Origin of the sequence: Desulfobotulus pelophilus, from assembly GCF_026155325.1 — a bacterium.
Lineage (GTDB): Bacteria > Desulfobacterota > Desulfobacteria > Desulfobacterales > ASO4-4 > Desulfobotulus > Desulfobotulus pelophilus.
In genome coordinates, this window is sequence record NZ_JAPFPW010000013.1 from 1 (window position 1) to 12,263 (window position 12,263).

Sequence of the window (12,263 nt, forward strand, 5' to 3'; positions counted from 1 at the left end):
TGGTTGGATGATAACTTTGGTGTCCGATATTTTCAACTTACCCCAGTATGCCTTGTGTCATATTGATTGCACCTCGTTGGTGATAGGTTTTGTTTGTCGCAATCAATCTGTCATCCTGTTTTTACAGGATCAACGGGTTTTTTTGTTTTTTTTGATGAAAGATCAGGGTTGCCGGGGTTCTGTAAGGCTAGGGAGTCTGGATAAAGCTGTCTATGTGGTTGCGTACCCCTCTGGCTATGGCCTTCGCCAGGGCTTGCTGGTTGCCGGAATCCATTAGCCACAAAGCGTCCTGCGGTGATGTGAGGTTGCCTGCTTCAATGAGTATGGCGGGCATGGTAAGGGGTTTGAGCATGAACATATCGGCCTGCTGGACACTTGTTTTTCTTGGAATTTCTCTGGAGGTCAGGGCTTCCGCCAGAGATTGTGCCAGAAGAGCGCTCTGGCGGTTGTAGGGCAGGGCGCCATGGTCCCATAGCGGGGTGGCGGCTGCATCTGCACCGGCCGGGTCAGGAGGCAGGTGGAAGATTCGGATGGAACCCGGAGACTGGCTGGATGCGGACCCTGTATGGAGGCTGATGAAAAGGTCTGCGCCGGATCGATTGGCGCTTTCAGCGCGCTGGACCATGTTCGGGTTGTTATCCCTCTCTCTGGTCATGATCAGGGTGCAGTGTTCCTTCAGTTCCTTCTGGATGGCGAGAGCCAGCCGGAGAGTGATGGTCTTTTCCATCGCACCGGCCATGCCTTCCACGCCGACATCTCCGCCTCCGTGGCCAGGATCAAGAACCACAACCGGCTTACCTGTTGTGGTGGAAAAATTTTTTGCTGTACCGGCGGCAGGGTAAAGGAAGCACGAGACAAACAGCAAAACAAAAAAAATATATTTGTTTCGGGTGTTTGCCCTTGAGGTTTTGCAGTGCGTCTGGAAGTGGCTTTTTTCTTGACACATATGGATGTCGTGATTAAATTTAAAAGATTGCTCTCAGCCTTGCCCTTATGCGGGTTGGGGCTGGTACTGTCCAAAGGTTAAATAGTAGGGTAAACATGTTGGTTCCGTCAAGCCGGACTTTGTCATGCACAGGGAACAGTGGGTATGAAAGTATGTCGTGGGTCTAAAAATGTCTGAAACAATAAATGTTTTAGGCGTTTTTTGTTTTTTTATGGTAAAGGCAGTTTCGGGGTGGAATGGCCTGTATGCCCGCCCAGATTCCGGCGCAGAAAACCATTTTGGATTCGTTATCAGCAGGCCCCCATGGGCGCTTAGGGTTTTTACGAAGAAAGGATCATCATGCAAGTTACGGTAGAAGATCTGAGCACGGTCAAAAAGACCCTGCACATTGAGATTCCAGGTGAAACGGTGGCCAAGGCAGTGGACGCCGCCTATCAGGATCTGAAGAAAACCGTGAAGATTAAGGGTTTCCGTCCCGGCAAGACACCCCGTTCCGTACTGGAGCGCATGTATAAAAAAGATGTTCACGCCGATGTTTCCCAAAAGCTGATTCAGGATGCATTTGTGGGCGCTGTGCGTGATAATAACCTGAACTTTATTGGTACTCCGGATATCGATGCACCAGATCTTGACGTCTTTAATGAAAAAGAACCTCTGAAGGTCGGCATTACTCTGGAGGTTCGGCCGGAAATTGGAGAAGTGGATTTTAAGGGCATTGCCATCCGTAAAACCCTGTACGCCTTCAGTGAAGAGGAGGTGGATGGTCAGATTGAAATGCTGCGTAGAAACCTTGCTAAAAAGGTGCCTATTACAGAGGAAAGACCTGCGAGAGCAGGAGATTTTGTCCTCATAGACTATGAGGGCCGCCTTGTGGGTGGAGACGTCTTTGACGGGACCCCTGTAACGGAGAATCATGCCTACCTTCTCGGCCGGAATACCCTTTCTCCTGCCTTTGATGAAAATCTGGAGGGCATGGCTGTCGGTGAAACGCGTACCTTTGACGTCAGCTATGACGATCAGTATATCAACAAGGCCTTTGCAGGTAAAACCATCTCCTTTACGGTGACTCTGAAATCCATTCATGAGGAAATTCTTCCGGAGTTGGATGCTGATTTTGCCAAAAATTTTGGTGCCTTTGAAAGCGTGGAGGATATCCGGGAAAAAATCAGGGAAAATCTGCAGCAGGGCTATGACAAACGCATTGAGCAGGAAGTGAATGAGCAGATTTTTTCAGAGCTTATAGGAAAAACCAGTTTTGAGGTTCCGGACGTCATGGTAAACTATGAGCTGGAGGGAATTCTGGAAGAGGCGGAAAGGGCTTTTTCTGCCAATGGGGTTACCTTTGAGCAGCTGGGTCAGACGCGGGAAACTCTGGCGGATGAATATCGTGAGCTTGCGGAAAAGCAGGTGCGTCGTCATCTGATTCTGGGGGCCATCATCCATCAGGAAAAACTGAGTCTGGACAAAGATGAGGTTGAGGCTGGACTTGAGGAGCTGGCCAGAAATTTCAACCAGCCTGTGGATCTTATCCGTGGTTTTTATGAGAGCAACCCGGAAAAACTTGAATTTTTACAGCATACCCTGCTTGAAAAAAAGGCCATACAGCTTATTTTAGAAAATAGTGTTATTGAAGAGGTTGCCCCTGAAGCGGTTGAGGCTGCGGATGATGAGGGTGCTGAAGCCTGATGATTTTGCCCGTGCGGAAGGGGTCTGCCCCTTCCGGTGTATCATGCAGATATCGGGCCTAACAGGGAGAAAAGGGAGGTCGTCGTGCCGCTGATTCCCATGGTTGTGGAACAAAGCAGCAGAGGCGAGAGAGCATACGATATTTATTCGCGGCTTCTCAAGGATCGTATTGTTTTCCTCGGTTCCGCAGTAAATGACGAGATTGCCAATCTCATTGTGGCCCAGTTGCTGTTTCTTGAGTCCGAAGATCCGGAAAAAGAAATCAATTTTTATATTAACTCTCCCGGCGGTGTGGTAACGGCCGGCATGGCCATTTATGACACCATGCAGTATATTAAGCCGGATGTGGTCACGGTGTGTATCGGTCAGGCAGCCAGCATGGGGGCCCTTCTTCTGGCTGCGGGGGCTGATGGTAAGCGGTATGCCCTGCCCCATTCCCGTATCATGATCCATCAGCCTCTGGGTGGAGCCCAGGGACAGGCTTCGGATATTCAGATTCAGGCTCGTGAAATTTTAAGAATTAAAGATACGCTGAATCATATTCTTGCCAGACATACCAAGAGGGATCTTGCGTCCATTGAAGCGGATACGGACCGGGATCATTTTATGAGTGGTGAGGAAGCCAAAGCTTACGGCATTGTCGACCATGTGGTGGCCAGCCGGGATGATCTTGCGGCTATTATCGAAAAAACGGAGGGCTAAATGACGGATAACGGCGATACCGGGGACAAGCTTTACTGCTCGTTCTGCGGCAAAAGCCAGAAGGATGTCCGGAAGCTCATCGCAGGTCCTGCTGTCTATATCTGTGACGAATGCATCCAGCTGTGCAGTGAGATCATAGAAGAAGAAGGGGAAAAATCTCCGGAAGCTCCTGAGCATCTGCTGACGCCCAAGGAAGTCAAGGATCGGCTGGATGATTATGTGATCGAGCAGGATGCGGCCAAGAAAACGCTGGCGGTTGCGGTAAGAAATCATTACCGCAGGCTGGAATCCGCAAGCGGACAGAGCGCCCATGATGAGGTGGAAATTCAGAAAAGTAACATCCTTCTCATTGGTCCCACGGGTAGCGGCAAGACTCTTCTGGCACAGACACTGGCCCGCTTTCTGGATGTACCCTTCACCATAGCGGATGCTACCACCCTTACGGAAGCGGGTTATGTTGGAGAGGATGTGGAAAATATCATCCTCTCTTTGCTGCAGAATGCTGAGTATGACGTGGAGCGTGCTCAGCGTGGCATTGTTTATATTGATGAGATTGACAAGATTGCATCCCGTGGAGACAACCCTTCCATTACCCGTGATGTGTCCGGGGAAGGTGTGCAGCAGGCCCTTTTAAAGATTATTGAGGGAACCACAGCCAGTGTTCCTCCCAAGGGAGGCCGCAAGCACCCGCAGCAGGATTTTGTGAAGGTGGATACCTCCAACATTCTTTTTATCTGTGGGGGAACGTTCACAGGGCTGGATAAGATTGTTCAGCGGCGTATAGGTCAGAAATCCATGGGGTTTGGAGCCAAGATTACCAAACCGGGAGACAAGTCTGCCTCTGAGTTGCTGCACTTGGCAGAAGTGGAAGATCTGGTGAAGTTTGGCCTGATTCCGGAATTTCTGGGGCGACTTCCCGTGATTGCCATCCTTGAGGAGCTGAAGGAAGATGCTCTTGTTAAGATTCTGCAGGAACCCAAGAATGCACTGGTCAAGCAGTTTCAGAAGCTGTTCTCTTTTGAGGGCGTGAGCCTGCGTTTTACGGATGGAGCCCTGGTAGCCATTGCCAAAGAGGCTGTCCGCAGAAAGTCGGGAGCAAGGGGGCTCAGGGCCATTCTTGAAAATATCATGCTGGACATCATGTACGAGATTCCATCCCTGGAAAATGTGAAGGAATGTGTAATCAGTGAAGAAGTGGTTCTGAACAAGGAGGAGCCCATTCTTTTATATGCACAGTCCAAACAGCAGGCATAGGGCAGAAACAGGAGCAAGGGTTTTGGGCCGCAGTCTTTCCCGCTGCGGTCTGAAGCCTTTTTTTGTGCCCTGTGTGTCCATAATCTTTTTCCCGGGATATGAGCATGTTTCATTTTTCCGGGTGTTTTTAATCCGAGGATGACAGATATGGCGGTATTGACGCTTCCCCTGCTTCCACTGCGGGATATGGTGCTTTTTCCCCACATGGTAGCCCCTCTTTTTGTTGGCCGAAAAAAATCGATTCATGCCCTTTCTGCGGCCATGAATGATGACCGGCGGGTATTTCTTACGTCTCAGGCCGAAGCGAACGTGGATGATCCTGAAGAAAAGGATCTGGCAGCGGTGGGTTGTGTGGGGCGGGTTCTGCAGCTCCTGAAGCTCCCTGATGGAACGGTGAAGGCCCTTGTTGAAGGAGATTGCCGGGCTCGGATGCTGGCCTGTGAGGAGACGGAGGAAGGTTTTTTTCGCGTTGAGGTAGAGAGCCTTGAGGATACGGGCGTTCAGCCTTCAGAGGCTCAGGCTCTGGTCCGTGCGGTGATGGAAAGTTACCGGGAATATGCCAGTGTGAACAAAAAAACATCTTCGGAAACGCTGGATGCCATTGAGGCAATTCTGGATCCTTCCCATCTCAGTGATGCCGTTGCTGCCCAGTTCAGTTTTAAGATCAGTGACAAACAGCAGCTCCTTGAAACCGAAAATCTGTCGGAACGGATGTTACTTCTGGTGAATCTGATCCGGACGGAAACGGAAATCTTTACCATGGATCAGAAGATTCGATCCCGGGTAAAAAAGCAGATGGAAAAAAATCAGCGCCATTACTATCTCAATGAGCAGATCCGGGCCATACGTAAAGAGATGGGAGATGCGGAAGATGCTCTGGAAGAAATAGAAGTTCTTGAAGGTCGCCTGGAGGAAAAGCAACCTTCGGAAGAGGCGGAGGCCAAGGTCAGGGCGGAGATTCGTAAGCTTAAAATGATGTCTCCGATGTCTGCGGAGGCTACTGTGGTGCGCAATTATGTGGATTGGATTCTGGACCTTCCGTGGAATGAGCTTTCAGAGCTGTCTTCGGATCTGGATGAGGCCGAAGGTGTTTTGAATGCCGATCATTATGGTTTGGAAAAGCCTAAGGAACGGATTCTGGAATATTTGGCTGTACAGAGCCTTGTACAGAAAATCAGGGGGCCTATTCTCTGCTTTGTGGGTCCTCCGGGTGTGGGAAAAACATCTCTGGCGCGGAGTGTAGCCCGGGCAACGGGTCGTGAATACGTACGGCTTTCTCTTGGCGGTGTTCGTGACGAGGCGGAAATCCGTGGGCACCGCCGCACTTACATTGGAGCCATGCCTGGGAAAATTATCCAGTGTCTTAAAAAAGCTGGAACCCGAAATCCGGTTTTCTGTCTGGATGAAGTGGATAAGATGAGCATGGATTTCAGGGGCGATCCGTCAGCAGCTCTTCTGGAGGTGCTGGATCCGGAACAGAACGCCACATTCAATGATCACTATCTGGATCTGGACTATGACCTTTCGGAAATTCTGTTTATCACCACAGCCAACACTCTCCATGATATTCCTCTTCCTCTGCAGGACCGTATGGAGATTATCCGTATTTCCGGTTATACGGAAATTGAAAAATATCACATAGCAAAAGAGCACCTGATTCCCAAGCAGATTGTCCGGCATGGTCTGGAGGCGCCCCAGATTCATTTTACCCGTAATGCGGTATATCATATTATCCGGCATCATACCCGGGAGGCGGGCGTGCGGAATCTGGAACGTGAGCTGGCTTCTGTCTGCAGAAAGGTAGCCCGGGATCTTGTGCGGGGGTCTGGAAAGCCGCCTTTTTCCATTGATGTGGCGGCCGTGCGGAAATATCTGGGAGCAGATCAGTACCGGTTTGGCCGGGTAGAAAAAGAGCACTATGTGGGTACGGTTACCGGCTTGGCCTGGACACAGACCGGTGGTGAGCTGCTTACCATAGAAACCGTGCTGATGCCGGGTAAGGGCGAGGTGACGGTTACGGGTAAGCTTGGGGATGTCATGAAGGAATCCGCAAGGGCCGCCGTGAGCTATGTGCGCTTTCGAAGTGAGGACTTTGGGATTGATCCGGATTTTTATAAGGAAAAGGATTTGCATATTCATTTTCCTGAAGGTGCGGTACCCAAAGATGGTCCCAGTGCAGGTATCGCCATCTGTACGGCTCTGGTTTCTTCCCTTACGGGGAGGCCTGTGGACAGAAATGTGGCCATGACCGGAGAGATTACTTTGAGAGGGAGGGCGTTGCCTATCGGTGGTCTGCGGGAGAAAGTTCTTGCGGCCCACAGGGGAGGCATTGAAAAAATTCTGTTTCCTAAGGAAAACAGTAAGGATCTCAAAGATATACCGGCGTCCGTTTTGAGGAGTGTGCAGTTGATTTCCGTAAGCCATATGGATGAGGTACTGGAGCTGGCGTTGCTGCCACTGGAGCCGCAGAAAAAAAAGCGGAAGAAAATATAAAAAGATGTTTTTTTGCTTGACGGGGAAATGTCTTGCTGGTAGATAGATCTCGCTTTTGTGATGGAAAGATTGTCACAAAGGGGCGAATAGCTCAGCTGGGAGAGCAACGGCCTTACAAGCCGTAGGTCACAGGTTCGATCCCTGTTTCGCCCACCACCATCAAGGGGGTGTAGTTCAGTTGGTTAGAACGCCGGCCTGTCACGCCGGAGGTCGCGGGTTCGAGTCCCGTCGCTCCCGCCAACAAAAAATAAAGACTTGCAGGCTACAAGCTGCAGGTCTTTTTTTATTCCCTTCCTTTATTCCCTTCCTTTATTCCCTTCCTTTATCCCGTCTATGTCATTCACGTTATGGCTCTCTGTGTTCTGTCCATTAGGGGCTCTGCTTGTCTTTCAAATAGTTTTTGTTTCTTATTTCTTGATTTTTGATGTTGGTATTTTCTACAATACACTAGGTGAGAGGCGGACTAGAGGCCAAATGTTTCATGGAAGCACCCCTGTCTGTACGGGCGCTGAATGACAGTACCCTGTGTGAGAGGTCGCGAGCATGAAAGGAGCCATGCTGTAGATAAAGTGTATTGGGTTCTCTTTTCTCTATCCGGCAGGGAAGTCCCCGGATTCAGTGCATGAATAAAATGACGTAAAGGCTTGCGTTTTAATTGTCGAGAGCCCGTCATGTCCGGAGTTCCTGATGGTAAGATTTTTGCTGCAAAAAAAATAAACGTTCGGAAAGGTTTTGCTGACTTCACCAAGGAGGTTTCCATGTACCATTCCATTAAAAAAGTTCTTTATGCCACAGATCTTTCGGAAACAGCCCGGGATGCCATGCGCTATGCTGTGAGTCTTACGGGCCGATACGGCGCAGAAATGTCAAGTCTCCATGTCATACCGGATATCTACGAGGAAATGACACTTTCTACCGGTATTGATATGGATCTCTATTTTGGTATTGACAGGTGGCGGTCCCTGACCAATGAGCGTCTTGCTGGTGCAAAGGATGCGGTTCTGGAACGCATCCGGGAAACCTGCCTGGAGCTGAAGGGCGAAGTGGGTGACTGTCTGGCTTCATGCGAGAGTGTGATGGTAAAGGTTGGTCATCCCGTCAAAACCATCATTGATACGGCCGTTGAAGGAGGCTATGATGTTGTGGTTATGGGGACCCGGGGGCACAGCAAGTTTGAGGACCTGCTTCTCGGCAGTACGGCCAACGGAGTTATTCGTCGTTGCCCTGTTCCTGTTCTCGTTGTCAGGCTTGAGCCGCCGGTGTAGTTTCTGGTTTGTATGTCGCCCGTGGTTATGGGCGGCATGAAAAACGGAGTAAAAAGATCATTACATTTTTCAGATGAAAAAGGGAGAATCATGAAACGTTTTGGATTGGGTTGTGCGCTGTTGATTTTGCTTGCCGCCATACCTGCCTATGCTGGTTTTGGTGCTTCTTTGTACGTGAATCAGTCCAGTGTTGCTGGTTCTCTGATGGCGGATATGGATACGGGAACCGGATACGGTGCCATGGCCCTTGGTGCGGAAGGGGTTTATAAAGATGATGATTTTACAATGCTTTCCGGTATTTTTGCCGTAAAGAATGACAACTTCATGCCGGGAATCCGGTATCTTGTTGGTTTTAAAGGTTTTTATCTGGATGCAGAAAAAAGCGGCGGGCATCTGGATAATTCGGCAACCGGCCTCGCTTTTCTTTTCGGTATGGGGTATGAGCTGGATGCGGGGCTGAATCCATTGCCCATCCCAGTCAGCGTAGATGGCCAGCTTGCAGCTTCTCCCAAGCCTCTGACATGGCAGGAGGGTGAATATTATTGGGAGGCAAGGGCGGGACTTGGGTTCCATGTGCTGAGCAATGCCACCATCCGTCTTGATTTTCGGAGGCTTTCCGCCAAGTTTGAGGATAAGGGTCACAGCTGGTCCAAGGATGATTATAATGTGCTTCTGGGTTACGAAATTCGCTTTTAAGAGCTGTTGCTGATTGTTTTTTTGTGCAGGTAGCTACAGTGGCAAAAAAGGTCTTCCCGAAAGGGAAGGCTTTTTTTTTGCTTTGCAAGCAGGGGTATACGATGCATCCCATCAGTGGATGGCTTTGACAGGGGCAGCTTTTAATCCTTATGCGTTTGTCTGGGAATGCTGCCTGGTGTTGGTGGGTAGCCAGAAGCTGTGCGGTATGGTGTATATGGGGTTCATGGACGGGGGGAATCGATTGGATTATTTTTTAAATCAAAATGTTATTTCTAGATGCTTTTTAATGATCGTGATCATTAAAAAAATGTGATTGCAAAACAAACATGATTATGCCATGTCATGTCAGGCTAAGTAACAAGAGATTTTGTAGTTTGTTCCAGGTTCATGTCTGGCTGGCGAGTTTGAAGTTGCAAGTGGTTTGCGTGTTATTTAGGGGCTATAGATTTTTATTGGATTGTGTTTGGGGTTGTTGCTGGTCTGAGAGAGAGCGGGTGGTGATATTTATTTAAAAAATTAAGATGGAGTTGCCCATGGATGCAAATGAAAGCAAAAAAATACAAATTGATCCCAAGGTTTTTTTCCCATCCCTGATCATTGTTGTTCTTCTCTGCTACCTTACGGTGAGAGATCTTGATGCGTCCAACAGGGTTATCAATGCCGTTTTTCATTATGTAACCCACTCCTGGGGATGGGCTTTCGAATGGTACATGGTAGCCATGCTCATTGGCTGGGTCTGGTTGGTTTTCGGTCCTTTGGCGAGCAAAAAGCTGGGCGATGAGAAGCCAGAATTCAGTACTTTGAGCTGGATTTTTATGATGTTTGCATCCTGCACATCCGCTGCGGTCATCTTCTGGGGTTGCATAGAGGCATATTATTATGTGGCAACTCCTCCCTTCGGTTTTGAGCCTTTTTCTGTTGATGCCAAAAACTACTCCCTTGCTTACAGTCTTTTCCACTGGGGACCCTTGCCATGGGCAACCTACAGCCTCCTGTCCGTTGCCTTTGGTTATTTCATGTTTGTTAAAAAGATTAATGTCATAAGGCCCAGTGGCACCCTTGAAGCCGTTGTAGGAGAAAAGCATTGCAGGGGATTGTTCGGAGTAGCTGTGGATAATCTCTACATTGTTGCCCTGATTCTCGCCATGGGTACCAGTCTGGGGCTTGCAACACCCCTTGTAACGGAATGTATTCAATATCTTTTCGGCATACAAAGAACCTTTGCAGTGGATGCGGCGATCATTTCATGCTGGATAGTATTCAATGCGGTCTGTGTGGCATTCGGCCTTCAGAAAGGGATCAAGATTGCTAGTGATCTTAGGAGCTATCTCAGTATTATTCTACTTGCATGGGTTCTGATTATTGGGGCAACAACATTTACCGTGAACTATTTTACGGACTCTGTGGGAGTACTGCTGAGTAGTTTCGGGAGCATGCTGTTTTATACCGATGCCATTGGCGAGAGCAGTTTTCCCCAAAACTGGACTGTTTTTTACTGGGCGTGGTGGATTGTTTATGGAATCCAGATGTGTATTTTTCTTGCCCGCATTTCCAGAGGAAGAACAGTCCGTGAGCTTTGCCTTGGTATGGTAGGTGGGCTTACCGCATCAACCTGGATTCTCTGGACCATCCTTGGAAGCAATACAATGAATATCATGAATCAGGGTATTCTGGATCTGCCTGCTTTGATCGAATCCAATGGTGTGCCCTACGCAATTGTCCAGACATGGGCTGCCCTGCCCCTGAGTACCATCACAGTTTGGGGCTTTTTTCTTCTTTGTTTCATAGCCACAGTGACCCTTGTCAATGCCTGTTCTTATACCCTTGCCATGTCCACATGCAAAGAAGCCAGCGGTTATGAAGAGCCTCCTGTATGGGTTCGTGTTGGCTGGTCTGTGCTTGTGGGTATTATCGGCATAACTCTTTTGGCTCTGGGTGGTCTGCGTCCTATTCAGACCGCCATTATTGCGGGCGGTTGTCCTCTGTATTTTGTTAACATTATGATTATTATAGCTTTTTTTAAGGATGCAAAACGCAGCGGCTGGTAGTTGGATATCATCCGTTCAAAACGAGGAGGTTTCTTATGGATTTCAAGCTGAGTGATGAGCAGGAATTGTTTGTGGCCGGTGTCCGGGAGCTTATGGAAAGGGATGCCTGGGAAGGCTATTTTGCCGAGTGTGATGAAAAACACCAGTATCCTGAAAGATGGGTGAAAGAGCTGGCTGATCTGGGCGTGGACACCATGATGCTGCCAGAAGAGCATGGTGGTATGGATGCCAGTATGGTTACCCTCACCGCCATATGGGAAGAGCTGGGAAGATTGGGAGGGCCTACCTATGTGCTGTATCAGCTTCCCGGTTTCAATACGATTCTGCGGGAAGGAACACAGGATCAGATTGATAAAATATTCGCCTTCCGGGGAACCGGCAAGCAAATGTGGAATTCAGCCATTACCGAGCCCGGTGCCGGTTCCGATGTGGGCAGCCTGAAAACGACTTATACCCGTAAAGATGGCAAGGTTTATCTCAACGGGCACAAGTGCTTTATCACCAGTAGTCAGTATGCTCCCTATCTTGTTGTGATGGCAAGGGATGGTTTGGCAGAAGCACCCGTCTTTTCAGAGTGGTTCGTGGATATGAGTAAGCCCGGTATCAAGCTGAACCCCCTTGAAAAATTGGGGTTACGCATGGACAGTTGCTGTGAAGTTATTTTTGATAACGTGGAACTTGAGGAGACAGATCTCTTCGGTAAAGAGGGCAATGGTTTTAACCGTGTAAAAGAAGAGTTTGATGCGGAACGTTTTCTTGTGGCCTGCACAAACTACGGAGTGGCTTACTGTGCTTTTGAAGATGCGGCAAAGTATGCGAACCAGAGGGTTCAGTTTGGGGAAGCCATCGGAAGAACGCAGCTGATCCAGGAAAAGTTTGCCCTTATGGCCATCAAGTTAAACAGTATGAAGAACATGCTGTATGAGACTGCCTGGAAAATTGATCAGGGAACTGCCACTTCTGGCGATGCAGCTATGTGCAAGTATTTCTGTGCCAATGCGTCTTTTGAAGTTGTGGATTCAGCCATGCAGGTTCTGGGAGGCATTGGCGTGGCCGGAGGGCACCGCGTATCCCGTTTTTGGCGTGATCTGCGTATAGACAGGCTTTCCGGTGGATCGGATGAAATGCAGATTCTTACCTTGGGCCGCTCCGTTCTTAAAGCGTATCGGTAGG

At 49.0% G+C, this 12,263-nt stretch carries 10 protein-coding genes and 2 tRNA genes; 11 read left to right on the forward strand and 1 reads right to left on the reverse strand.

Features of this window, described 5'->3' with window-relative positions; translation table 11 throughout:
• Positions 1-187 precede the first annotated feature (187 nt).
• On the reverse strand, positions 188-787 hold the full coding sequence (locus OOT00_RS11250) for an N-acetylmuramoyl-L-alanine amidase family protein (RefSeq protein WP_265425476.1): 600 nt from the start codon (positions 785-787) through the stop codon (positions 188-190).
• 498 nt (positions 788-1,285) lie between these two features.
• Here OOT00_RS11250 and tig point away from each other — a divergent pair, with 498 nt between their 5' ends.
• The 11 genes from tig (at position 1,286) to caiA (ending at position 12,262) form a co-directional block, all read left to right on the forward strand.
• Complete coding sequence (gene tig, locus OOT00_RS11255; RefSeq protein ID WP_265425477.1) at positions 1,286-2,632, forward strand: trigger factor; 1,347 nt, start codon at positions 1,286-1,288, stop codon at positions 2,630-2,632.
• A gap of 84 nt (positions 2,633-2,716) precedes the next feature.
• On the forward strand, positions 2,717-3,334 hold the full coding sequence (gene clpP, locus OOT00_RS11260; RefSeq protein ID WP_368407595.1) for an ATP-dependent Clp endopeptidase proteolytic subunit ClpP: 618 nt from the start codon (positions 2,717-2,719) through the stop codon (positions 3,332-3,334).
• On the forward strand, positions 3,335-4,588 hold the full coding sequence (gene clpX, locus OOT00_RS11265; RefSeq protein ID WP_265425478.1) for an ATP-dependent Clp protease ATP-binding subunit ClpX: 1,254 nt from the start codon (positions 3,335-3,337) through the stop codon (positions 4,586-4,588). It abuts the gene before it with no gap.
• A gap of 147 nt (positions 4,589-4,735) precedes the next feature.
• Complete coding sequence (gene lon / locus OOT00_RS11270; RefSeq protein ID WP_265425479.1) at positions 4,736-7,081, forward strand: endopeptidase La; 2,346 nt, start codon at positions 4,736-4,738, stop codon at positions 7,079-7,081.
• A gap of 80 nt (positions 7,082-7,161) precedes the next feature.
• Positions 7,162-7,237, forward strand: a tRNA-Val gene (locus tag OOT00_RS11275).
• 7 nt (positions 7,238-7,244) lie between these two features.
• Positions 7,245-7,321 (forward strand) — tRNA-Asp (locus OOT00_RS11280).
• Between the two features lie 518 nt (positions 7,322-7,839).
• Positions 7,840-8,346 (forward strand): universal stress protein, encoded by a 507-nt coding sequence (locus tag OOT00_RS11285; RefSeq protein WP_265425480.1) that lies wholly within the window; start codon positions 7,840-7,842, stop codon positions 8,344-8,346.
• Positions 8,347-8,436: 90 nt separating this feature from the next.
• Positions 8,437-9,042, forward strand: a complete 606-nt coding sequence (locus tag OOT00_RS11290) for a hypothetical protein (protein WP_265425481.1) — start codon at positions 8,437-8,439, stop codon at positions 9,040-9,042.
• Positions 9,043-9,055: 13 nt separating this feature from the next.
• Positions 9,056-9,355, forward strand: a complete 300-nt coding sequence (locus tag OOT00_RS11295) for a hypothetical protein (RefSeq protein WP_265425482.1) — start codon at positions 9,056-9,058, stop codon at positions 9,353-9,355.
• Positions 9,356-9,575: 220 nt separating this feature from the next.
• Positions 9,576-11,090, forward strand: coding sequence for an L-carnitine/gamma-butyrobetaine antiporter (gene caiT / locus OOT00_RS11300; protein ID WP_265425483.1), 1,515 nt, complete (start codon positions 9,576-9,578; stop codon positions 11,088-11,090).
• Between the two features lie 35 nt (positions 11,091-11,125).
• A complete protein-coding gene (gene caiA, locus OOT00_RS11305) occupies positions 11,126-12,262 on the forward strand; it encodes a crotonobetainyl-CoA dehydrogenase (protein ID WP_265425484.1) in 1,137 nt (378 codons plus the stop codon).
• Position 12,263 lies beyond the last annotated feature (1 nt).

Excerpts from the sequence above, each read along its gene's own strand:
- OOT00_RS11290 (WP_265425481.1), top strand. The coding sequence starts at position 8,437 with ATGAAACGTTTTGGATTGGGTTGTGCGCTGTTGATTTTGCTTGCCGCC.
- caiT (WP_265425483.1), top strand. The coding sequence starts at position 9,576 with ATGGATGCAAATGAAAGCAAAAAAATACAAATTGATCCCAAGGTTTTT.
- lon (WP_265425479.1), top strand. The coding sequence starts at position 4,736 with ATGGCGGTATTGACGCTTCCCCTGCTTCCACTGCGGGATATGGTGCTT.
- caiA (WP_265425484.1), top strand. The coding sequence starts at position 11,126 with ATGGATTTCAAGCTGAGTGATGAGCAGGAATTGTTTGTGGCCGGTGTC.
- clpX (WP_265425478.1), top strand. The coding sequence starts at position 3,335 with ATGACGGATAACGGCGATACCGGGGACAAGCTTTACTGCTCGTTCTGC.
- OOT00_RS11285 (WP_265425480.1), top strand. The coding sequence starts at position 7,840 with ATGTACCATTCCATTAAAAAAGTTCTTTATGCCACAGATCTTTCGGAA.
- tig (WP_265425477.1), top strand. The coding sequence starts at position 1,286 with ATGCAAGTTACGGTAGAAGATCTGAGCACGGTCAAAAAGACCCTGCAC.